The 22,810-nt window shown below is 61.3% G+C and carries 19 protein-coding genes, 7 tRNA genes and 1 pseudogene; 21 read left to right on the forward strand and 6 right to left on the reverse strand.

The genetic code is table 11. The annotated features are described in order from the left end of the window. Positions 1-14 precede the first annotated feature (14 nt). Positions 15-578, forward strand: a complete 564-nt coding sequence (locus ACR0R4_RS09440) for a DUF308 domain-containing protein (protein WP_433647116.1) — start codon at positions 15-17, stop codon at positions 576-578. A gap of 213 nt (positions 579-791) precedes the next feature. Here the strand turns inward: ACR0R4_RS09440 and ACR0R4_RS09445 are convergent. From ACR0R4_RS09445 to ACR0R4_RS09455, 3 genes are all read right to left on the reverse strand, one after another. Continuing rightward, positions 792-863 (reverse strand) — tRNA-Val (locus ACR0R4_RS09445). Between the two features lie 30 nt (positions 864-893). Next, positions 894-964: transfer RNA gene (locus ACR0R4_RS09450), tRNA-Cys, on the reverse strand. 41 nt (positions 965-1,005) lie between these two features. Next, positions 1,006-1,081, reverse strand: a tRNA-Gly gene (locus ACR0R4_RS09455). Between the two features lie 160 nt (positions 1,082-1,241). On the opposite strand from ACR0R4_RS09455, the gene ACR0R4_RS09460 reads away from it, so the two are divergent. The 20 genes and pseudogenes from ACR0R4_RS09460 (at position 1,242) to clpX (ending at position 19,331) form a co-directional block, all read left to right on the forward strand. Continuing rightward, the gene (locus ACR0R4_RS09460; protein WP_433647117.1) at positions 1,242-2,261 is read left to right on the forward strand and encodes a hypothetical protein; all 1,020 of its coding nucleotides are present in this window, start codon (positions 1,242-1,244) and stop codon (positions 2,259-2,261) included. Positions 2,262-2,368: 107 nt separating this feature from the next. Beyond that, a tRNA-Val gene (locus ACR0R4_RS09465) sits at positions 2,369-2,441 on the forward strand. 138 nt (positions 2,442-2,579) lie between these two features. Beyond that, positions 2,580-3,398: a DUF1206 domain-containing protein gene (locus ACR0R4_RS09470; RefSeq protein WP_433647118.1), complete on the forward strand. Its 819-nt coding sequence runs from the start codon at positions 2,580-2,582 to the stop codon at positions 3,396-3,398. A 220-nt stretch (positions 3,399-3,618) separates the two neighbouring features. Continuing rightward, positions 3,619-5,538 carry a threonine--tRNA ligase gene (gene thrS, locus ACR0R4_RS09475; RefSeq protein WP_433647205.1) on the forward strand — a complete coding sequence of 640 codons (1,920 nt, stop codon included), beginning with the start codon at positions 3,619-3,621 and terminating at the stop codon, positions 5,536-5,538. Then, positions 5,535-6,095, forward strand: a complete 561-nt coding sequence (locus ACR0R4_RS09480; RefSeq protein ID WP_433647119.1) for an HIT family protein — start codon at positions 5,535-5,537, stop codon at positions 6,093-6,095. Before thrS ends, ACR0R4_RS09480 begins: the two co-directional genes overlap by 4 nt. A gap of 84 nt (positions 6,096-6,179) precedes the next feature. After that, positions 6,180-6,944 carry a YebC/PmpR family DNA-binding transcriptional regulator gene (locus ACR0R4_RS09485; protein ID WP_433647120.1) on the forward strand — a complete coding sequence of 255 codons (765 nt, stop codon included), beginning with the start codon at positions 6,180-6,182 and terminating at the stop codon, positions 6,942-6,944. Between the two features lie 75 nt (positions 6,945-7,019). Then, positions 7,020-7,598, forward strand: a complete 579-nt coding sequence (gene ruvC / locus ACR0R4_RS09490) for a crossover junction endodeoxyribonuclease RuvC (protein WP_433647121.1) — start codon at positions 7,020-7,022, stop codon at positions 7,596-7,598. Between the two features lie 40 nt (positions 7,599-7,638). Next, positions 7,639-8,355, forward strand: a complete 717-nt coding sequence (gene recO / locus ACR0R4_RS09495; RefSeq protein ID WP_433647122.1) for a DNA repair protein RecO — start codon at positions 7,639-7,641, stop codon at positions 8,353-8,355. A 43-nt stretch (positions 8,356-8,398) separates the two neighbouring features. Then, a complete protein-coding gene (locus ACR0R4_RS09500) occupies positions 8,399-9,181 on the forward strand; it encodes an isoprenyl transferase (RefSeq protein ID WP_433647123.1) in 783 nt (260 codons plus the stop codon). A 22-nt stretch (positions 9,182-9,203) separates the two neighbouring features. Further along, the gene (gene dusB, locus ACR0R4_RS09505) at positions 9,204-10,391 is read left to right on the forward strand and encodes a tRNA dihydrouridine synthase DusB (RefSeq protein ID WP_433647124.1); all 1,188 of its coding nucleotides are present in this window, start codon (positions 9,204-9,206) and stop codon (positions 10,389-10,391) included. Continuing rightward, positions 10,384-11,628, forward strand: a complete 1,245-nt coding sequence (locus tag ACR0R4_RS09510) for a deoxyguanosinetriphosphate triphosphohydrolase (protein ID WP_433647125.1) — start codon at positions 10,384-10,386, stop codon at positions 11,626-11,628. The genes dusB and ACR0R4_RS09510 overlap by 8 nt, the downstream gene beginning before the upstream one ends. A gap of 31 nt (positions 11,629-11,659) precedes the next feature. Further along, entirely contained in the window at positions 11,660-13,573 is a 1,914-nt protein-coding gene (dnaG, locus tag ACR0R4_RS09515) for a DNA primase (RefSeq protein ID WP_433647126.1), read from the forward strand. Positions 13,574-13,583: 10 nt separating this feature from the next. After that, positions 13,584-14,432, forward strand: coding sequence for an ATP-binding cassette domain-containing protein (locus ACR0R4_RS09520; protein WP_433647127.1), 849 nt, complete (start codon positions 13,584-13,586; stop codon positions 14,430-14,432). Between the two features lie 97 nt (positions 14,433-14,529). Next, positions 14,530-14,602: transfer RNA gene (locus ACR0R4_RS09525), tRNA-Asn, on the forward strand. A 117-nt stretch (positions 14,603-14,719) separates the two neighbouring features. Continuing rightward, positions 14,720-14,790 (forward strand) — tRNA-Gly (locus tag ACR0R4_RS09530). A 71-nt stretch (positions 14,791-14,861) separates the two neighbouring features. Continuing rightward, positions 14,862-14,936, forward strand: a tRNA-Pro gene (locus ACR0R4_RS09535). Between the two features lie 61 nt (positions 14,937-14,997). Further along, positions 14,998-16,467, forward strand: coding sequence for a trigger factor (gene tig, locus ACR0R4_RS09540; RefSeq protein WP_433647128.1), 1,470 nt, complete (start codon positions 14,998-15,000; stop codon positions 16,465-16,467). A gap of 158 nt (positions 16,468-16,625) precedes the next feature. After that, a pseudogene (locus ACR0R4_RS09545) lies at positions 16,626-17,240 on the forward strand (ATP-dependent Clp protease proteolytic subunit); the annotation flags it as partial. 8 nt (positions 17,241-17,248) lie between these two features. Continuing rightward, the gene (locus tag ACR0R4_RS09550; RefSeq protein ID WP_433647206.1) at positions 17,249-17,920 is read left to right on the forward strand and encodes an ATP-dependent Clp protease proteolytic subunit; all 672 of its coding nucleotides are present in this window, start codon (positions 17,249-17,251) and stop codon (positions 17,918-17,920) included. A 133-nt stretch (positions 17,921-18,053) separates the two neighbouring features. Then, a complete protein-coding gene (gene clpX, locus ACR0R4_RS09555; protein ID WP_433647129.1) occupies positions 18,054-19,331 on the forward strand; it encodes an ATP-dependent Clp protease ATP-binding subunit ClpX in 1,278 nt (425 codons plus the stop codon). On the opposite strand, the gene ACR0R4_RS09560 is transcribed toward clpX, so the two are convergent. Genes ACR0R4_RS09560 through valS form a run of 3 tightly spaced genes read right to left on the reverse strand, consistent with a single transcriptional unit; the run spans position 19,328 to position 22,724 of the window. Further along, positions 19,328-19,834, reverse strand: coding sequence for a hypothetical protein (locus ACR0R4_RS09560; RefSeq protein ID WP_433647130.1), 507 nt, complete (start codon positions 19,832-19,834; stop codon positions 19,328-19,330). The two genes, clpX and ACR0R4_RS09560, sit on opposite strands and share 4 nt — an antisense overlap. Positions 19,835-19,844: 10 nt before the next feature. Continuing rightward, a complete protein-coding gene (locus tag ACR0R4_RS09565; protein WP_433647131.1) occupies positions 19,845-20,123 on the reverse strand; it encodes a Fe-S oxidoreductase in 279 nt (92 codons plus the stop codon). Positions 20,124-20,132: 9 nt separating this feature from the next. Beyond that, positions 20,133-22,724 carry a valine--tRNA ligase gene (valS, locus tag ACR0R4_RS09570; RefSeq protein ID WP_433647132.1) on the reverse strand — a complete coding sequence of 864 codons (2,592 nt, stop codon included), beginning with the start codon at positions 22,722-22,724 and terminating at the stop codon, positions 20,133-20,135. Between the last annotated feature and the right edge of the window lie 86 nt (positions 22,725-22,810).

Genomic DNA, 22,810 nt, shown 5'->3' on the forward strand with positions numbered 1-22,810 from the left:
CATAAGGAGCACCCATGACGTACCCGCTCGAACCGGTGACACACGTATCCACCCGCAGATTTCCCTGGTGGATCCCCCTGGTTGTGGGTGTGCTCGTCGCCGCGGCAGGAATCGGACTCCTGATCTGGCCATTTGTCGCTGCCACCTGGATTCTGGTGATCCTCTTCGGGTCCGCACTGATTGCGAACGGGCTTGCGCTGACCGTGCGCCTCCGTCCTTCAGCGAGCACCACAGTCGGTGGCGTGTTGCTGATCCTGGCCGGGATACTTGCGATCGTGTTTTCTGAGTTCACAGTGTCCGCGCTTGTGACGTTCGTGGGAGTCTCATTGATCTTTGTCGGGGCACTCTGGCTGGTGATCGGAATTCGGCTCACCGAAGGTGCCAGCATGTTGGTCTTGCTTCCAACGCTTCTCACCTTGCTTGGGGGAGTGGTGACCTTAATCTGGCCAGACTTCGCGATCAAGGTGGTTGCCGTGGTGTGTGGCCTATTCACCGTGATGCTCGGCACCTCACTCATCTGGACGGCGATTCGACTGCGCAAGATCTCAGTCTCACAGACCACGATCATCCTCGACTAAACGAAAGAACCCGACCTGGGTCGGGTTCTTGGTGGTGCGCGATACTGGGATCGAACCAGCGTGAAGATCTAGGGGTGAGAGCATCGCTCTTGCCGATCTTCGCGGGTCACTGGTGAGTGTGGAGTGCGCGATACTGGGATCGTACTAGCGTGAAGATCTAGGGGTGAGAGCATCGCTCTTGCCGATCTTCGCGGGTCACTGGTGAGTGTGGAGTGCGCGATACTGGGATCGAACCAGTGACCTCTTCCGTGTCAGGGAAGCGCGCTACCGCTGCGCCAATCGCGCCTACTTGAGGCTATTCAATTATGTTGAGCGAGGTGGCGACGGGATTCGAACCCGTGTTAACGGCTTTGCAGGCCGCTGCCTCGCCTCTCGGCCACGCCACCGCAGTGGTTGACACCACAAGCGATCAGGTTTCCCAGATCACTGGAGCGGATGACGAGACTCGAACTCGCGACCCTCACCTTGGCAAGGTGATGCGCTACCAACTGCGCTACATCCGCTTGGCACGTTTCCGTGCACCTGAATGACTATAGGGGAAGCCCTGAACCACCGCAAATCGAGACACGCCGCGCCAGCCGGAGTCTGGGGTTTCTCGGAGAATGACGAATTCTCGCGGCGGGTTATTCGATCTCATTGCCCACTGATTGGATACTGGAAGACATGACGGTAGGCGTGGGGCGTGCGATAGGTCGAGTTGTCACATCGCTCGTGATTCTTGCGTTCATTGTGGGCGCATTTGTGGCCTACCAAAATCGACAGGTGATCTCCGACCACTTTGCTGCTCAGAACTTCACGCCCACTGCGGAGGTTGTCGATCTCACTGCGCGCATTCTTCCTACCCCGGCTGGCGAGCGGGTTTTCTTTGCTTCCGAACCGACGCTCGACGCGAGCCAAGGATTCAACGAACAGTGTTCGCAGGTGGATCACTCTGAAGAGGGGCACGTGCTCGGTTGCTTTTCCGGCGGCACGATCCACCTATTTAAAGTCACCGACGAACGGCTCGCCGGGATCGTTGAGGTGACGGCTGCCCACGAGCTCTTACACGCTGCGTTTAGCAGGCTTGACGCCTCGGCAAAGGCAGAACTCGTGGAACAACTCGAGACTGCTTTCGCGGAGCTTTCAGCAACCGACTCGGCGCTTGCCGAACGCATGCAGGTCTACGAAGGCCTGTCGGGCACAGCCTTCGCGAACGAATTGCACTCCGTGCTCGGCACCGAGGTGCGCGAACTGCCGGCAGAGCTCGAGGTGCACTATGCGCAGTGGTTTTCACAGCGGAGCGTCATCGTCGATTTCTTCGATTCCTATCATCAGGTCTTCACCCAACTCAAGGAACGCGCCAACATACTGCAAGCTGAACTCACGCCGATGCGAGCCGATATCGAAGCTCGACGTGCCACCTACGATGTTGCCGTCGCGCAGTTCAACGCCGAATGGGCGATCTTTTTGCAGCGAAATGAGGCGTTCGAGTTTTCAGACAATCCGGGCCTGTTCTATGCGATTCGTAACGAGTTTGATCTGCGGAGAGACGCCCTCAACGAAGATCTCGCAGCTCTGAACTCTGATATTGCGGCATACGAAACCATGAGGATCGAATTGCAGCAACTGGGCGAGCTCAGCACGGAGCTCCAGGCGAATCTCAACAGCGAGCTTGCTCCGCCAGCAACCGCTCCCAACGCTTAGTGCAGCGCGAACAAAACTGAATGCTGCCGCCAGGGCGTGGTAATCTGCGTGCCTGAATCCGTGTATTATCGTTCAGGTTGGCACGGCGATGAGGATGCAGTGCAAGCGGGCGATTGGCGCAGTTGGTAGCGCGCTTCCTTCACACGGAAGAGGTCATCGGTTCGAGTCCGGTATCGCCCACTATGAGTTCAGGTCTGATCGTGCGGAAATTTGGCGGCTTGCTGAACTGACTGGTAAAGAATCGAGCGCTCAAGACCGACCTTTGGGCGCGAGCGCAAGGGGTATCGCCATTCCCATGACGCAGCTTAGGGTGAGGCTATGTCCCGCGCTCCTTCCTCTGCAGCGACCGCTCGCTCTGCCGCGTCACGGTTGCAAGACAATCAGGCTTTCCAACTCGCCGCCCGCACAGGCTTTGCAGTCAACGGCCTGCTGCACCTCATCATCGGTGGCATCGCGATCGGTGTCGCATTCGGCTCAAGCGGTGAAGCTGATCAAAGTGGTGCCCTGAACGAACTCGCTTCGAACCCCGGCGGCCTCTTCGTGCTGTGGGTCGTCGCGCTTGGGATGTTCGCGCTCGGACTGTTTCAAGTTCTCGAGACGTTCATTGTTCGCGGCACCGATAAGGAGGCCTGGGCTGCCCGGGCCAAGGAAGCCGGCAAAGCGATTGCCTACCTCGCCATCGGGTTGTCCGCGACAAATATCGCCATGGGCAGCAGAGGCGATAGCTCAGGTCAGGCGCAGCGCATCACGGCGACAATGCTCTCCACGCCCGGTGGCGTGTTTCTCGTTGTTCTCCTCGGTCTCGGGGTGCTTGCCACTGGCGTGTACTTCATCGTCAAGGGTGGGAAGCAGCGGTTTCTGCAGGACATCTCGGCCCCTGCTGGCAAGACTGGCCGTCTTGTGACGACCCTTGGTCGCATCGGATACATCGCCAAAGGCGTCGCAATATCGGTCGTCGGTCTCCTCTTCTGTACCGCGGCGTTCACCTCCGACCCCAGCGAGGCCACCGGTCTCGACGGTGCGCTCAAGGCGCTCGTCGACCTTCCCTTCGGTCGGGTCATTCTCGCTGTCGTCGCGCTTGGATTAGTAGCGTATGGCGTGTACTGCTTCGCCCGCGCAAGGTACGCGCTACTGTAATTTCCGTCTGGTCGATTCAGCCAGACCCTCTGCTCGCAGTGGCATGCCTGCACACGGTTTGACTCACAGTGAGGCACCGTTTCTTGTAGAACCGGGCCTCACGCGTTCACCCACCGATGATCGCCCGAGTACACCCGGTAGGATTGTGCAGATATTCGTCGAAGGAGTGCCTGCCGTGGCAGATGGTTTCAGCCTGTTCAGTGATCGTTCAATCGTTGCGATGCGCGTAAACGGCGAGTTACGAGACCTCGCCGTGGAGGTGGCCGACACCGACACGGTTGAACCCGTCTCTGTAGATTCCGCCGACGGAATCGCCATCCTGCGCCATTCCGCCGCCCACGTGCTCGCGCAGGCCGTCCAGCGACGAAACCCCGAAACAAAGCTCGGGATCGGCCCCCCCATCACCGATGGCTTCTACTACGACTTTGAGCCAGCTGAGCCGTTCACCCCTGACGACCTGAAACAGATCACCGCCGAGATGGCCAAGATCGTGAAGCAGGGACAGCGGTTCGTGCGCCGAGTGGTGACCGAAGCTGAGGCGCGCACCGAGCTCGCGCAGGAACCCTACAAACTCGAACTCATCGGGTTGAAGGGCGGCGACACCGGCGACGACAACGAAAACGTCGAGGTCGGTGGATCCGAACTGACGATCTACGACAACGTCGATCCCAAGACCGGCGAGGTGTGCTGGAAAGACCTGTGTCGCGGGCCTCACGTGCCCAATACGCGAATGCTGGGCAACGGATGGGCGCTCATGCGCAGCGCGGCAGCATATTGGCGCGGCAGCGAGGCAAATCCGATGCTGCAGCGCATATATGGCACGGCCTGGGCGACAAAAGATGAATTGCGCGCCTACCAGACCCGGCTTGAGGAAGCAGCGAAGCGCGACCACCGCAAACTCGGTGTCGAGCTTGACCTCTTCAGCTTCCCCGACGAGATCGGTTCGGGACTCGCGGTGTTCCATCCGAAGGGTGGCATTATTCGCCACGAGATCGAACAGTACATGCGTGAGCGCCTGCTGCACCATGACTATCAGTTGGTGAATAGCCCGCACATCACCAAGGGCACGCTATTTGAAACCAGCCAGCACCTGAACTGGTACAAAGAGGGCATGTTCCCCGCGATGCACCTCGACGCGGTCGAGGACGCGGAGGGGAATGTGGTGAAGCCCGGCCAGGATTACTACCTGAAGCCGATGAACTGCCCGTTCCACAACCTCATTTACCGCGCGCGCGCCCGCAGCTACCGTGAGTTGCCCCTGCGGCTGGCTGAGTTCGGCACGGTCTACCGCTACGAGAAGAGTGGCACGCTTTCGGGCCTCACCCGCGTGCGCGGCCTGACGCAAGACGACGCACACATCTATGTGACCGAAGAAGACGTGAAAGCAGAGATCAAGCGTCAGCTTGACTTCGTGTTTGAGACGTTGCGCGCGTACGGCCTCGACGACTTCTACCTCGAGCTCTCGACCCGAGACCCGAAGAAGTCGGTCGGCACCGATGAGCAGTGGGATGTCGCAACAGAAACGTTGCGGCAGGTTGCGGAGGAATCCGGCCTCGAGCTCGTCTCCGATCCCGGTGGAGCCGCCTTCTATGGCCCCAAGATCTCGGTACAGGCACGCGATGCCATTGGTCGCACCTGGCAGCTCAGCACCGTGCAACTTGACTTTAACCAGCCGGAGCTGTTTGAGCTGGAATACGCGGCGGCAGATGGGACGCGGAAGCGGCCCATTATGATCCATCGTGCGCTCCTCGGATCAATTGAGCGATTCTTTGCCATTTTGCTCGAGCACTACGCCGGTGCCTTTCCGGCTTGGCTCTCACCCGTGCAGGTGGTGGGCATCCCGGTCGCTGAGCAGTATGGCGAGCACCTAGACGCGGTGATCGCACGGCTGCGTCAGCTGGGCGTTCGCGCTGAGGTCGATCACAGCGACGATCGCATGCCAAAGAAGATTCGCACGCACACGAAGGCCAAGGTTCCATTCCAGCTCATCGCTGGTGAAGAGGATCGCGCAGCTGGAGCCGTGAGCTTCCGGTTCCGCGACGGAACCCAGATGAACGGCGTACCGATCGACGAAGCGGTGGATCGCATCGTGACCGCCATCAAGACACACGAGCAGGTGTCGACTGCATGGTCGGAATGAGCGACAGCGTGGAGCATCCTTCTGCCGAATCCCTCGCGGAGAGCGGACTCGTGGGTGTGCCAGACGAAATGCAGCGTCTCTGGACGCCACACCGCATGGTCTACATCGCCGATAACACGCAGCCCGAAGAGCACAACTGCCCCTTCTGCCAAGCCCCGAAATTCGAGGATGAGCAGGCCCTGATCGTGGCCCGTGGAGAGCACTCCTATGCGCTGCTGAATCTTTACCCCTACAACACGGGCCATTTGCTCGTGTGCCCATATCGTCACGTTTCGATGTACGACGAGGCGACGGCCGAGGAAGTCGCTGAGATCGGCGAACTGACACAAATCGCGATGCGCGTGATGCGACAAGTGATGGGGTGCCACGGGTTTAATCTCGGGATGAACCAGGGCGTGATCGCTGGGGCCGGAATTGCTGCCCACTTGCATCAACATATCGTTCCGCGCTGGCAGGCAGATGCCAATTTCTTCCCCATCATCGCGAAGACCAAGTCCCTCCCGCAATTGCTCGGAGACGTTCGGGCGAAGATTGCTGAGGCGTGGCCCGAGCCATAGCGCGCGGACCGGCGAGGCCCGCGCGCCTCACCGGGATCCACCAGTACCCTAGGTAGCGAATCACCACAAGCGTAAGGATCAAGCGTGTCCGGACACTCAAAATGGGCCACCACCAAACACAAGAAGGCCATCATCGACTCGCGTCGAGCGAAGGCGTTCGCCAAGTACATCAAGAACATTGAGGTCGCCGCCCGCATTGGTGGAGCCGACCTGCAGGGCAACCCGACCCTCGCCGATGCGATCCACAAGGCGAAGAAGAACTCGGTTCCCGGCGACAACATTGATCGCGCAGTAAAGCGCGGAGCAGGTCTGTCGGGTGACTCGGTCGAGTACACGACCATCATGTACGAGGGCTACGGACCGAACGGCGTTGCCCTCTTGATCGAGTGTCTCACGGACAACAAGAACCGCGCTGCGGCCGAGGTGCGCACGGCGATGAGCCGCAACGGCGGCACTATGGCGGATCCCGGGAGCGTGGCCTATAACTTCGAGCGGAAGGGCGTGATCGTCGTTCCGGCGGAAGGCACTACCGAGGACGACGTGCTCATGGCCGTGCTCGAGGCCGGTGCTGAGGAAGTCGCGCCGACCCCGAACGGGGAGGCCTTCGAGGTCATCACTGAGGCGAGCAGCCTGGTCGCGACCCGCACGGCGCTGGTCGATGCCGGTATCGATTACGACTCCGCGGATGCGGAGTTTGTGCCAAACCTGAAGGTCGAGGTTGATGCCGCGACCGCTCGAAAGGTGTTTCACCTCATTGAGGCCCTCGAAGACCTTGACGATGTGCAAAACATCTTCTCAAATGTGGATCTCACACCCGAGGTGCAGGCCGAACTCGGAGCCGACGAGTAGCACTGCTCACTGCAGTTCGGTTCCCGCGTGCAGGTGCGCCCCCGGAGTTCGCGAGATGAAGACGGAGGCGGTGCGATGAGGATCATCGGCATCGACCCAGGCCTGACCAGATGCGGGGTGGGAGTGGTGACCGCCGGGCCCGGGCGGGCCGTTACCTTCGAGCACGTCGAGGTCTTGAAGAGCCCCGCCGATGCCTCGACACCATCGCGTCTGCTGCAGATTGGCTCGAGCATCGCCCGAATGCTCGATGGGCAGGAGATCGGCGCGATCGCCCTGGAACGGGTATTCGCCCAGCAGAACCTTCCTAGCGTGATGGGAGTCGCACAGATTAGCGGCGTGGTGATGTATCTCGCTGCCCAGCGCGGAATCCCGGTGACGCTGTACACGCCGAACGAGGTGAAGTCCCAGGTCACCGGCTATGGGGCCGCAGACAAGGCACAGGTCGGTCAGATGGTGGCACGGCTACTGAGACTCGATGCCCCTCCACAACCGGCCGATGCCTCTGACGCGCTGGCCTTGGCGGTAACGCACGCCTGGAATTTGAACCGCGGCCGCGCGGGTTCTGCGACGGCACAGGCGAGTTCCGAGACCCCTGCTCAGCGGGCTTGGCGCGAGGCGGAAGCGAAGTCAGGTAAGCGCCGCGGGAATCGGTGAGCATCCTGCCGGTGCCCTCCGCGGCTGAGATAATCAACTCGTGCCCCTGTACCGAGAAGAAGGGGTCGTGCTGCGCACCCAGAAATTGGGCGAGGCCGACCGAATCGTGACACTCCTCACCCGTGAGCGAGGTCTCCTTCGGGCTGTGGCGAAGGGAGTGCGCCGCACGACCTCAAAGTTCGGTGCCAGACTCGAACCCTTCATGGTGGCAGACCTGCAGCTCTTTGAGGGCCGCACGCTCGATTCCGTCACCCAGGCGGAGACCCTCGGTGCATATGGCCCGCGCATCAGTGCCGATTACGATCGGTACCGTGCCGGCAGCACGATGGTGGAGACCGCCGAACGGGTGAGCGAGGGGGGTCCCGCGCCCGAACAGTATCGGCTCTTGGTGGGCGCGTTGCGCACCCTCGCGACGGGCGAAATTCCCCCGGGCCTGGTGCGGGATGGCTACCTGCTTCGCGCGATGGCTGCGGCGGGCTGGGCGCCGGGATTTAGCGAGTGTGTGAAATGCGGGGCCTCGGGTCCGCACACCCAGGTGATTGTGCAACTGGGTGGGGTGGTGTGTGAGGAGTGCCGAGTGCCCGGTGCGCCCAGACTGCAACCCGGTGCGATCGACCTGCTCGCTGCGCTCTTGACCGGCGACTGGGAGGCAGCCGTCGGCTCGAACGAGCGGGATCGTGACCAGGCCTCTGGTGTGGTCGCGGCCTACACGCAGTGGCACCTTGAGCGCGGGTTGCGATCTTTCACCACCCGGTGAGCGGTAGTCTGAAAAATGCTGGCCCTACGAGAGACGAGGAAGCATGCGCCTGGCTCCGAGTGAGCTTGTTCCGGTTGACTGGACCGGCGAGACTCCGCCAAGTTTTTCCGGAACCATTCCGCGGCACATCGCCATCGTGATGGATGGGAATGGGAGGTGGGCGAACCGGCGAGGACTTCCGCGCGTCGAGGGCCACCGGATGGGGGAGCAGGCGCTCCTCGACGTGGTTGCGGGGGCGATACAGGCGGGGGTCACGCACCTGAGCGTCTATGCCTTTTCGACCGAGAACTGGCGAAGGTCGCCCGACGAGGTTCGGTTTCTGATGGGATTCAACCGAGACGTCTTGCGTAGGCGACGAGAACAACTTGACTATTGGAACGTTCGCATGCGCTGGGCCGGTCGGAGGCCGAAGCTCTGGGGCTCTGTGCTGTCTGAACTCAAGACTTCCGAGCGCGTAACGGCTGCGAACACCGGACTCACCTTGACCATGTGTGTCAACTACGGCGGCCGCAATGAAATCACCGACGCGGTGCGTCTCATCGCCGCGGAGGTTGCCGCTGGCAGGCTCTCCCCGCACGGCATCAACGAGCGCACGATCCAGCGACACTTGTATGTGCCGGAGCTGCCCGAGGTGGATCTCTTCTTGCGAAGTTCTGGTGAGCAGCGCACGAGCAACTTCATGCTGTGGCAGGCAGCTTATGCCGAGATGGTGTTCTTGGATACGCTGTGGCCGGATTTCGATCGAAATGAGCTGTGGCGTGCAATAGAGATTTACCAGGAACGCGACCGCCGCTTCGGAAGCGCGACTGACAAGCCCAGCGCATAGGACGATCTGAGAGAATGGTCTGATGCCCACACCAGCAGCACCCTCCGGCCGTCGTCTGCGCATCGGCCCGCTTGAACTTGACGTGCCCGTCGTGCTCGCTCCGATGGCAGGAATCACGAACACGGCGTTTCGCCGCCTGTGTCGCGAGCATGGTGCCGGACTCTATGTGAGTGAAATGATTACGAGTCGTGCGCTGGTTGAACGCACCCCCGAATCTCTGCGCCTGATTACTCACCACGAGAGCGAGACTCCGCGTTCGATTCAGCTCTACGGGGTCGATCCGAAGACCGTTGCCGAGGCCGTGCGCTTTCTCGTCGATGAGGATCGCGCTGATCACATCGATCTGAACTTCGGGTGCCCCGTGCCCAAGGTCACACGCAAGGGCGGTGGATCCGCACTCCCGTGGAAGTTGGATCTGTTTCGCGCCATTGTTGAGCAAGCGGTGAAAGCGGCGGGCGACCTGCCGCTTACCGTAAAGATGCGCACGGGAATTGATCCTGAACACCTCACCTATCTCGAGGCCGCGCGAGCTGCCGAGGGTGCGGGAGTTGCCGCAATTGCGCTGCACGGTCGCACCGCAAGTGAGTTCTACTCCGGGCAGGCGGATTGGGGGGCGATCGCCACGCTCAAACAGACCATCACGAGCGTGCCAATTCTCGGTAACGGCGATATCTGGTCGGCAGATGATGCCATTCGGATGGTGCGCGAGACGGGGTGCGATGGTGTCGTGGTGGGGCGCGGGTGCCTCGGTCGTCCGTGGCTCTTCGGCGATCTCGCAGCGGCCTTCAAAGCGGAGGCAGGTGAGATGACCGCCGAGGAAGCGGCGCGCCTCACCGCGAAGCCTCCATTGGGTACCGTCATGAGTGCGATGCGTCGGCACACCGAGTTGCTGGTGGATTTCTTCGATGACGAGGGTCGGGCATGTCGCGACATTCGCAAGCATGTGGCCTGGTACTTCAAGGGCTACGGGGTCGGTGGCGATACCCGGCGCTCCTTGTCAATGGTGGAGTCTCTCGCGCAGATGGATGAGATCTTTGGCACGATGGATGCGGAACTGCCCTACCCTGGCGAAGGTGCAGAGGGTCCGCGGGGGAGAGCGGGAAGCCCCAAGAGGCCCGTGCTTCCGCATGGCTGGCTCGAGAACCGCACCAGCGAGCACATCGATTTTGGTGAGCTCGCTGAGGCCGAACGGGACGACTCCGGTGGTTGACGGGTACGGTGCCCTCGACGAAGAGCGATTTGTTCCTGAGCAGCATGGTGGGCACCGCACGAGTTTCGCGCGTGACCGCGCTAGGGTTCTGCACTCGAGCGGTTGGAGGCGGCTGGCAGCCAAGACGCAGGTGCTCAGCCCCACTGCTGGCATTGATTTTGCGCGGAACCGCCTGACGCACTCGCTAGAGGTCGCGCAGATTGGGCGTGAGCTTGCCGTTTCCTTAGGTCTCGCCCAAGACGTCGTTGACACCGCCTGCCTCGCACACGACCTGGGGCACCCCCCGTTTGGCCACAACGGCGAACGGGCACTCAACCAGTGGATGGCTGATTTTGGTGGTTTCGAGGGCAACGCCCAAACGCTGCGTATCTTGACAAGGCTCGAACCCAAGCGGTTTGATTCCGCCGGACGGAGCGTGGGTCTCAACCTGACCCGAGCAACCCTTGACGCGAGCTGTAAGTACCCCTGGTCACTGCAGGAGGCCTCAGTCGGAAGCGCCAAGTTTGGCTACTTTATTGACGACTCGCCCATCTTCGAATGGATGCGGAGTGGTGCGCCGGCTCGACGCAAGTGCGTGGAAGCGCAGGCTATGGATCTTTCTGATGACATTGCCTATTCCGTGCACGACTTTGAAGATGCCGTGGTGGGAGAGTACATCGACCCAGAGATCCTCACCTCGAAGTCGGGCCACGAGAGCCTGATTCGTGCCGTCGCCCGGTGGTCAAACGGAACCTATTCTGATGATGAACTGGCCCAGGCGTTCGATCGGATCGCGTGTGCTGACACCTGGCTCACGAGTTGGGAGGGAACCCGGACAGATCAGGCGAGGCTCAAGAACTTTACGAGTGACATGATTGGGCGCTTCGCTGGAGCAGCGATCCGCGACACCCTCGCCGAGGCCGGGGGTGAGCCGCTCGCTCGCTACGGCGCTGACATCGTCGTGCCGCGAGAAATTCGTGCAGAAATCGCGGTACTCAAGGGGATTGTGGCCGCCTTTGTGATGGAGAGTGGTCGCCGGCAGCCAACCTATCGCCGGCAGCGTGAACTTCTTCTTGAGCTCACCCAGACCTTGTGGGACGCAGGGCCCAACGAGCTCGATGCCGCGTTCGCGGAAGACTATCGGGCGGCTCCCGACGAGTCGACTGCGCGGCGAGCCGTGGTCGATCAGGTGGCATCGCTCACTGACCAGTCGGCGATCGCCTGGTACCGTCGCCTCTGCGACGTTCCGCTCGTCTGACGCCAGCCAGATCGCGATACACTCGGCAATCATGGCAGGGCGTATTCGAGCGAGCGACATCGAAGAGGTGAAGCGCCGCACCAATCTTGCCGACGTGGTCGGCGACTACGTGGCGCTGAAGCCTGGCGGCATTGATTCAATGAAGGGCCTGTGCCCATTTCATGACGAGCGCAGCCCGAGCTTCCATGTGCGTCCGAGCCTCGGTTACTACCACTGCTTTGGCTGCGGGGAGTCTGGCGATGCCATCAGCTTCCTGCGCAATATGGATCATCTCACCTTCACGGAAGCCGTCGAGCGGCTTGCCGCTCGGATCCACTTCGTTCTGACATATGAAGAGGGAGGCGAACGGCGCGACGAGGGTCCGGCGCGTGCGCGACTGCTCGCCGCGAACCAGGCGGCCGCGGCATTCTTCACCGCACAGTTAGCCAGCAATGAGGCCGAAACGGCGCGCGAGTTTCTCAGTTCTCGCGGGTTTGACGCCACCGCCTGTGAACGCTTTGGCGTCGGGTACGCCCCCAAGGGGTGGAGCGGACTCTCTGATCACCTCGCCGGGCTCGGCCACACGCAGCAGGAGTTGCTGCAGGCCGGCCTGCTTTCGGAAGGACAACGGGGGAGTTACGACAGGTTCCGCGGGCGTATCGTGTGGCCAATTCGAGACACAAGTGGTCAGACGGTCGGGTTTGGCGCGCGGAAGCTCTACGACGATGACAACGGCCCGAAGTACCTCAACACGCCCGAGACACCGGTTTACCACAAGTCGCGTGTGCTCTATGGGCTTGATCTCGCGAAGCGAGCGGTGGCACGCGGGAAACGCGTGGTTGTGGTCGAGGGATATACCGATGTCATGGCGTGCCATCTGGCTGGCGTGGAGGCTGCGGTCGCGACCTGCGGAACGGCCTTTGGCAAGGAACACATCGCGGTGCTGCGCCGCATCATGGGCGACGACCCGGCCGCCGAGGTCATCTTCACGTTTGATCCCGACGAGGCCGGGCAGAAGGCGGCCCTTCGCGCGTTCAGCGACGAAAAGCTCTTCAGCGCCCAAACTTACGTCGCGGTGGCTCCCGAAGGGCTCGACCCCGCAGACCTGAGGCTTCACCGGGGCGATGAGGCCGTTCGTGAAATCTTCGAGCGTAAGGTTCCGCTGTTTCAGTTCGCGCTGAAGCAAGCGATTTCGCGCTTTGATCTGAATACGGTCGAGGGGAGAGTGTCAGCGCTGCGAGCCGCGGCACCGATCCTCGGGGACATCAAGGATCCCGGTCTGCGTCCTGCGTACACTCGAGAGCTCTCCCGGATGCTCGGAATTGAGCTGGCGGAGGTGCAGCGGGCCGTTCGAGCGCACGCAGCTCCGACTCAGGCTCCGGTGGGCGGGCGAGGGCGCGCGGGGCGACAAGATTCGGCCCACGGAAGCCGATTCGATTCGCCACTGCCGCCTGAACCGGGTACCAGCGAGCGAGTCAGCGCCCCGCAGCCTCGATTCTCTCTGCTGAGCTTGCCGACAACACCCGCGGCCAGGCTTGAAAGAGACGCGCTGATGGCGATGCTGCAGCACGGTGATGCGGTCGGGGCCGAGCTCATGGCCCAAGCGGTGACAGCTGAGATCTTCACGCCGGCACTGCGCGCGGTACGAGATGCCATCGCAACCGAAATCGGGTCGCTCGGGCAGGAAGGTTGGCTGGATCGCGTCGCTTTGGCGGCACCGGAGCCCCTGCGCGGACTTGTGAGAGAACTCGCGATGGCCCCGATGCCGCACAAGAATCAGTCGCTTGTGGGAGTGTATGCCCGAGAGGTCGTCGCTGCACTGCTGGATCGGGACTTGCTTGCGCTTAAGGCAGAATTGGTGGCACGGCTGCAGCGCATTGGCGACTCGCTCGACCCCGGCTTTCGCCGCATCCAAGAGCAGCTCGCCGCACTCGAGTCGGCCAGACGCGCGCTGCGAAACGAATAGGATCGGACGCATGGTTGAACCGCATCCTGAGGCAGATCCATCAATTTCAGTGTCTGATCTTTCGCTGGGCTATCCGGCACACGGCGGCGCCAAGGCGTTTCAAGCCGTCGAAGGCATCACCTTTGAGGTCGCCCGGGGCGGTGTACTTGCGATCCTGGGTGAGAGTGGATCAGGGAAGACCACGCTGACGAAATTTCTCGCTGGGCGCGGAGACGACGGGATGGCGAAGGGATCTCGAGTGCAGGTCGCCGGGGGTGAAGCCTCGGTGCTCGATGTCCCAATGCGCCGGCTTACGCGCCGCGCCGCAACTCGTTTGACTGCGTATGCAGGTCACCTCGCGCAAGATGCCGGTGCCACACTACCCCCCGACCTCAACGTCGGAGACATTCTCTTTCAGCCCATCGCGGAAAGAACGAAGAGGTTCGATCGGGAGCAACTCGGTCAGGTTGTCGCCGAAATGATGGATCTGGTGGGTCTGCCCCTCAGCAAACTGCAGGAGTTTCCCTTCGAATTGTCCAAGGGACAGCGACAGCTGGTGGCAGTGATTCGCTCGCTCATGCTCGATCCCACGGTCTATTTCGCTGACGAACCCACACTCGGCGTTGACGCAAACAATCGGCCCCGGATCGTCGACCTGCTCACCTGGTATCGGGAGAAGAGCGGCGCAACCATGGTGCTGGTAAGTCACGACATCGGCGTGCTCGAGGCACTCGTGCAGGACGTTCTAGTGCTCCAACAGGGTCGACAGGTGGGTACCGGCGACATCAATGAGATCTTTCGTGACGCCGACCACGGGTACGTATTGCAGCTCGCCCAAGCCCTGCGCGCGACGGCGTACGACGAAGTTGCCGAGGAATAGACCGCGCGAATCCGGGGGACTCACGGGAATTTGGCGGGCCGATTTGCGGGCCGAATTGACGATTTGATAAGCTAAACGATGTTGCCCAAGGCAATGATCCCCTGTAGCTCAGTTGGCAGAGCGCTTGACTGTTAATCAGGATGTCGCTGGTTCGAGCCCAGCCGGGGGAGCGCCCGAAGCCCCCACCGAATTGGTGGGGGCTTCTTCGCACCCTGCGCATTTGGGGGGTCGGAGATGTACTAGACTAGTGCGGGTGCGTTTGCATGCTTCAAAGTGCGCAAGCTCTCGGGGATGTAGCTCAATGGTAGAGCCTCAGTCTTCCAAACTGATTACGCGGGTTCGATTCCCGTCATCCCCTCGGAAGCCCCTTGACTGATGTCAGGGGGGTTTCAGGGATCCGAGTGGTTCTTTTCGCCCGACAGGGCAGTACGGGGCGTAGCTCAGCTTGGCTAGAGCGCCCGCTTTGGGAGCGGGAGGTCGCAGGTTCGAATCCTGTCGCCCCGACACGAGTGCAGCGGTTCGCCGCACGTGCAACACCCGCGAAAATCGACACTGAGAGGCCAAATTGCCGAAGACGAATGCTGAGAAGCTCACCCCGACACGGGTCAAGCTGACCGTCGCGATCACGATCGACGAACTCGAGCCGCACCTGAAGCAGGCTTACCAGACGATTTCCGAGCAGGTGTCAATTCCTGGTTTTCGCAAGGGCCACGTACCTGCGCCAATCATCGATCAGCGCATGGGCCGTGAGGCAGTGGTCGAGCAGGCCGTCAACTCTTCGCTCGACGAGTTCTACCAGGCCGCGCTTGCCGAAACCGATACGCGTCCGATGGGTCGGCCCACCGCTGATGTTGAGCAGTGGCTTGACGTCAAGGATCCAGCGAGCGAGATTGTGCTTGCGTTCGAGGTTGAGGCTCGCCCTGAGTTTAAGCTTCCCAAGTACGACGGTCTCAAGATCACCGTCGACAACGCCGAAATTGGCGAGGACGCTGTCGAGAACGAGCTCACCAAGCTGCGCGAGCGTTTCGGCAACCTGGTGACTGTCGATCGTCCCGCTGCGACCGGCGACTTCGTCGAACTTGACCTGGTGGCTCGTGTCGATGGAGATGATGTGGATCAGGCAACGGGCGTCTCGTACGAGGTCGGTGCCGGCAATATGCTGCAGGGGCTCGATGAGGCCGTTGAGACCCTGACTGCAGGCGAGTCCACCACCTTTACATCGCAGCTTCTGGGCGGCGAGCACGAGGGACGCGACGCAGAGGTCGAGGTCACGGTCACCGCAGTGAAGGAGCGAGAGCTCGCTGCTGCCGACGATGATTTTGCTCAGCTCGCAAGCGAGTTTGACACGATCGATGAGCTACGCGAGAGCCTCGCCGAGCAGGCGAAGCAGGCAGCCGTATTCGCGCAGGGCCGTCAGGCGCGCGACCTGTTCACCGACACACTCATCGAGAAGGCAAAGATTCCGGCATCGGAAGAGCTGGTCGAGGAAGAGGTGCACCGTCACCTTGAGGGCGAAGATCGGCTCGAAGATGACGAGCATCGCGCCGAAGTTCAGGTTTCGGCTGCAAAGCAGATCCAGCTCCAGCTGCTGCTCGACGCTATCGCTGAAGCAGAGAAGGTCGTTCCTACCCAGAACGAACTCTCGCAGTACATCTTCCAGTCTGCGCAGCAGTACGGCATGGACCCGTCGCAGTTCCTCCAGGCGCTCGGCCAGGGTGGTCAGATGGGGGTCATCGTCGGTGAGGTCACTCGCAACAAGGCGCTCGCGATCGCGCTCTCCAAGGCGAAGGTTGTTGACCAAAACGGCAACGTAGTTGACCTGAGCGAATTCACTGCAGTGGATGACGAAGCCGTAGCCGAGGTCATCGACGAGGCCGAGGAAATCGTGGAAGAGGCAGAGGCAGAGGCAGCAGAAGCAGTCGAGTCGGTTGAGGCTGACGAAACCGTCAGCGAGAAGCCCGCTGTCAAGAAGCCTGCCGCGAAGAAGCCGGCCGCGAAGAAGCCCGCAGCCAAGAAGGCAGACGACGCGGAGTAATCTTCGTCACCTCGGCTTCGCCATCGCACTGAGAATCCCTGTCTCTGAGGAGGCAGGGATTCTCTTGTGCTCTGGCCTCCCAGATGCCCAGCGGTGTGCCCAGGGCGAACACGGCCGCACAACCATCCGCAAATCGGTAGCCTCATTACAGGTACCAATCGAAGGAGCGCCGCATGGCAGAAAACATGCCGCCGAACAGCGTGTTCGAGCGACTGCTGAAAGACCGCATCATTTGGCTGGGCAGCGAGGTGCGTGACGACAACGCGAACGAGATTTGCGCGAAAATCCTCCTGCTTGCGGCAGAGGACTCCGAGTCGGACATTTACCTCTACATCAATTCCCCCGGCGGATCCATCACGGCCGGCATGGCTATCTACGACACGATGAGTTTCGTCCCGAATGACATTGTTACGGTGGGGATCGGCATGGCCGCATCAATGGGCCAGTTCCTCCTGACCGCGGGCACGAAGGGCAAGCGCTACATCACCCCGAACGCCCGGGTGCTACTGCATCAGCCACACGGTGGGTTCGGTGGCACGGCCAGCGACATTCAGACGCAGGCTCAGCTCATCACGTCGATGAAGAATCGACTCGCTGAGATCACCGCAGCGCAGACCGGCAAGACGGTCGAGCAGATCAACGCGGATGGTGACCGCGACCGCTGGTTCAATGCGCAAGAGGCGCTGGAGTATGGCTTTGTCGATTACATCCGCGATTCCGCGAGCGATGTCATCGGCGGCGGCGGTACAGGCAAGCAGGAGAGTGGGAAGTGAGCGATCAGATGGTGTACCCGCACATGCCGCAGTTGGGTGGCGAGGCCATTCACTCCCCGAGCGCACGATACGTGCTCCCCACGTTCGAAGAGCGCACTGCCTACGGCTACAAGCGTCAAGATCCATACGCGAAGCTGTTTGAAGACCGCATCATATTCCTCGGTGTGCAGGTCGATGATGCGTCGGCAGACGACGTGATGGCCCAGCTGCTTGTGCTTGAGAGTCAAGATCCCGAGCGCGACATCACGATGTACATCAACTCACCGGGTGGATCGTTCACCGCGATGACCGCCATCTACGACACGATGCAGTACATCCGACCGCACGTACAAACGGTCTGCCTCGGCCAGGCCGCCTCCGCCGCAGCCGTCCTCCTCGCGGGCGGTTCACCCGGCAAGCGCCTCGCGCTGCCCAACGCCCGGGTGCTGATCCACCAGCCGTCAACTGGGCAGTCAGGGCACGGTCAGGCCTCGGATATCGAGATTCAGGCACGCGAAATCTTGCGCATGCGAGAGTGGCTTGAAGAGACGCTCTCGAAACACTCAAAGCGTACGCCTGAACAGGTGAATCGCGACATCGACCGAGACAAGATTCTCAGCGCGCAGGAAGCGCTGGAGTATGGACTAGTCGATCAGGTGCTGACCAGTCGGAAGAATCCGCAGCCGGTCATCGATAAGTAGCCGCAGTGTGACGCCGCCCCGAAGTCGGTTCCCGGACGGACCCGACTTCGGGGCGGCGTGCCGTGGCAAAGATTGTCAGTTGGGCCAGCTAGGCTCGGTGGTACCGGGGTGACTTGCAGAAGGGGAACCGCGCATGGCGAAAATCGGTGAAAGCAGCGACCTGCTGAAGTGCTCGTTTTGTGGCAAGTCACAGAAACAGGTGCAGCAGCTCATTGCAGGACCTCAGATTTACATCTGTGACGAGTGCGTTGGCCTGTGTAATGAGATCATCGAAGAGCGCATGGCTGAAAACTCCGTCGACGAGTCGACCGAGTTTGTGCTGCATAAACCTCGCGAGATCGCGGATTTCCTTGATCAATATGTCATCGGTCAAGATCGGGCGAAACAGTCGCTTGCGGTTGCGGTGTATAACCATTACAAGCGCGTTCGTGCGTTGAAGTCGCTCTCAAGCGCAGAAGCCGCCTCCGAACAGGTCGAGATTGCCAAGTCGAACATCTTGATGCTCGGACCGACCGGGTGCGGTAAGACCTACCTGGCCCAGTCGTTGGCTCGACAGCTCAACGTGCCATTCGCCGTCGCCGACGCTACGGCACTCACGGAAGCCGGATACGTCGGTGAAGACGTTGAGAACATTCTGCTGAAGCTGCTGCAGGCCGCAGATTTTGACGTGCAGCGGGCAGAGACAGGCATCATCTACATCGACGAGGTCGACAAGATCACGCGCAAAGCAGAGAATCCGTCGATTACCCGCGATGTCTCTGGTGAGGGTGTGCAACAGGCTCTGCTCAAGATTCTCGAGGGCACGGTCGCATCAATACCGCCTCAGGGTGGTCGGAAACACCCGAACCAAGAGTTCATTCAGCTCGACACCACCAACGTTCTGTTCATAGTCGCCGGTGCCTTCTCAGGTCTCGAAGACATCATCGCTGCTCGCCTCGGCAAGGGTGGTATCGGGTTTGGGGCCCCGATGGCGAGCAAGCGTAATGAAGCTGAGTTGCTCGCACAGGTACAGCCCGAAGACCTGCACAAGTTTGGCCTCATTCCCGAGTTCATTGGGCGCCTACCCGTCATCGCGACGGTCGATCCGCTTGATGCAGATGCTCTGGTGCGTATTCTGTCTGAACCGCGCAACGCCCTGGTGAAGCAGTACCAGCGCATGTTCGAGCTCGACGGCGTAGGCCTTGAATTCGAAGAGGCGGCCTTGGCTTCAATTGCTGAGCTTGCCGTAGAGCGCAAGACTGGAGCTCGCGGCCTTCGTGCAATCCTCGAGGGTGTACTTGGCCCGGTCATGTTTGATGTTCCGTCGAACGGCGAGATCACTAAGGTCATCGTGACGCGCGAATCGGTGCTCGGCGAAGCCGCTCCCTGGGTGCTCCAGAGTGCCGGCGCGGCCGAGGAGCGCAGCGCCTAGCCTGTAGTTTGACTCACGTCAAAGCTCAGCAGCACCGCACCATCGTCTTGCGGGATAGTGACGGCGACCACTGACAGCGCGGCACTCGAAAGCGTTGCCGCCCTCCCGCCCTCGGGGGTTTCCGAAACGTCAGACTCGGTGAAACCGCCAAGTGCCACGATCTCGGACCAGAACACCGAGGCCTCGGTTGCATCCCCTGCGCGGAGCACGACGAACCATGCTGACTCGCTTCGGGTTCCTGCATCATCAATGACTGCCTGGGCCGGCAGTGGAAACTGCTCGCGGGGGAAGGTCTCTGGGAGCTCGGTCGTCTTGACTGCGGGGTCGAAGTCGTCCGTGGGTTGGCTCCAACTGCTCTCAGGATTTACCGTCTCAGATCCCTTTTCGGGCTGGCCCGCGATTTCGGTGGACTCGGGAGCGCACCCGGCCAGGCTCAGCGCGAGCAGCAGTGCGCTCACGCCTACCAGCGCGCGTCCGGCGAACGAAACTCCTGTGCGCATCATTTCCACTCCCTTATCCACTCAACCAGTCGTCTGAATCAGTGGCCTCATCAGAAACAGAAGCGACGCTGTCCCAGGATTGTAAACCTGTGACGCGAGCCGCCCCGGTCGGATCGAGTTCGACCAACACCAGCTCGTCGAGGGCACAGTGTGGCCGCCCCTCGAGCCACGTCAGCGTCCACGCGTTGGCACCCGGGTGCCGAGCCTCCTGCTCAGCTATCGTCTCCTGAAGCTCCCGTGGCACGCCCGGGTGGGGTGGGTCACCCACCCGCCAGCGTGATCCAAGTTGCATGATCGATGCCTACGACTCTGACTGCTCGGCCAGGTGAATCTCGGACACGGTGACTGCAGAGACCTCGGCTGCTTCGATCCGCAACTCGGAGACTCTGCCAACCGCGGCGAGGTCGGCAGCGGCGAGTCGCAGACGAGCGGCATCCTCACCGGAGGCCTGCACGACAGCCAGATCAACCATCGTCTTCTGGGAGGCCTTGGCTGCGGTCTTCGCGCCGCGGATTCCCACGAGCGCTCCGCCCACGAGCGGGAGGAGACCTGGATCAGCATCTGCGCCGGCGAGACTCATCACCTCGTCGGTGACTGGCCAAGGAGAGGTGTGCACCGAGCCTGTATTGAACCACGACCAGGTTTCCTCCGTCGCGAAGGGAATGAACGGGGCAAAGAGCCGCACGAACACGGAAAGTGCCGCACGCAGGGCCGTGACTGCCGAGGCCTGCTCCTGCCCGCTGCCACTGTGCGCACGCTCCTTCACGAGCTCGAGATAATCGTCGCAGAATGTCCAGAAGTACGACTCTGCGACCTCGAGCGCCCGGGCATGATCGTAGTTTTCAAACGCCCGAGTTGCCTCCTCGATGACGCGTTCCATCCCGGCAAGCATCGCGCGGTCGATCGGCTCCGTGACCGTTCCCGCAGCACTGTCGTCAAAGCCCAGCGTGAACTTAGCCGCGTTGAGCAGCTTGATCGCCAGTCGACGACCAATCTTGATCTGCGTGGGGTTCTGCGGGTCGAATGCCGCATCCGTTCCGAGCTTTGCCGAGGCGGCCCAGTAGCGCACTGCATCGCTGCCGTGCTGCTCAAGCATGCCCGCTGGAGTGACGACATTGCCCTTCGACTTTGACATCTTCTTGCGATCCGGGTCGAGGATCCACCCGGAGATGCCCGCGTGCTGCCACGGAAGCTGACCGGTCTCAAGCTCGCTGCGCAGCAGGGTGCTGAAGAGCCAAGTACGAATGATGTCTTGGCCCTGTGGCCGCAGACTGAAGGGGAACACCAGGTCGAAGAGTTCCTGGTCTCGTTGCCACCCGCCCGCGAGCTGCGGCGTGAGCGACGAGGTCGCCCAGGTATCCATGACATCGACTTCTCCGATGAAGCCGCCAGGCATGCCACGTTGTGACTCCTCGAATCCGGGAGGCACGTCGATTGAGGGGTCGACCGGAAGCTGGGCCTCGCTGGGGAGGATCGGCTCCTCGAACAGAGGGCTGCCGTCTGCGTCGAGTGGATACCACACCGGAATCGGTACCCCGAAAAAGCGTTGACGTGAGATCAGCCAGTCCCCAGAGAGCCCTTCCACCCAGTTTTCGTAGCGCACGCGCATGAACTCGGGGTGCCACTGCAGCTCGCGGCCGTGTGCAAGAAGACGCTCGCGCAGGTCGGAATCGTGCGCTCCGTTCTTGATGTACCACTGGCGAGTCGACACGATCTCGAGAGGTCGGTCGCCCTTCTCAAAGAATTTCACCGGGTGTGTGATCTTACGGATCTCTCCGGTCATCTCGCCAGAAGCTTGCAAGAGTTCGACCATGGTCTGCTTGGCGCTGAACACCGTCTTCCCGGCGATCTCCGCGAACGCTGCCCGCCCGGCTTCGCTCGTAATGATCTCAGGCGCATCTGCGAGCACGCGACCGTCGAAACCCAAGATGCTTCTGCTCGGAAGTTGCAGCTCGCGCCACCAAATGACGTCTGTGACGTCGCCAAACGTGCAGATCATCGCGATACCGGTGCCCTTGTCTTTCTGGGCGAGGTGGTGGGCGAGGATCGGGACTTCGACATCGAAGAGCGGGGTGCGCACGGTGGAGCCGAAGAGGGGCTGAAAACGCTCGTCATCGGGGTGGGCAACGAGTGCGACGCACGCGGCAAGGAGCTCGGGCCTGGTCGTGTCGATGAGGATATCGCCGCCGCCGTCAGTGCGATGAAACGCGATCGTGTGATAGGCGCCGGGCTGATCCCGATCCTCGAGCTCGGCCTGGGCCACCGCGGTGCGAAACGTGACATCCCACAGCGTTGGTGCCTGCGCCTGGTACGCCTCACCTCGTTGCACATTGCAGATAAATGCCAGTTGAGATGCGCGAAGGGAGTCGTCGGCGATCGTACGGTAGGTCTGTGACCAGTCAACCGAGAGCCCCAGTGTGCGCCAGAGATCCTCGAACTGCTGTTCGTCTTCGACGGTCAGTCGCTCGCAGAGTTCGATGAAGTTTCGACGCGAGATGGGCTGCTGATCCGCAGCCTTAATGCTCTTTCCATCCCCACCCTCGTGCGGTGGGGTGAAGTCGGCAGAGTAGGGGAGAGACGGGTCGCAGCGCACGCCGTAGTAATTCTGCACGCGGCGCTCAGTGGGGAGTCCGTTATCGTCCCATCCCATCGGATAGAACACGCGCTTGCCACGCATGCGCTGAAAACGAGCGACGGTGTCAGTGTGGGTGTAGCTGAATACGTGACCCACGTGAAGTGATCCAGAGGCGGTGGGCGGGGGAGTGTCGATGCTGAACACCTCGTCGCTTGACGCGCCCGTGCGATCGAAACGGTAGGTTCCGGAATTCTCCCACGCGGCCCCCCACTTGGCTTCCAGGCCTTCGAGTTGGGGCTTATCTGGGATCGCACTCATGCGTCTGCTCCGGTTTCGCTATAGGCGGCATCGTGTCTGCGAGCTGCGCCGTGAGGCGCGATCCACTGGGTTCAATGGAAGGCTCT

The sequence above is a fragment of the Leucobacter fengyongliangi genome (assembly GCF_050971685.1).
Classification (GTDB): domain Bacteria; phylum Actinomycetota; class Actinomycetes; order Actinomycetales; family Microbacteriaceae; genus Leucobacter.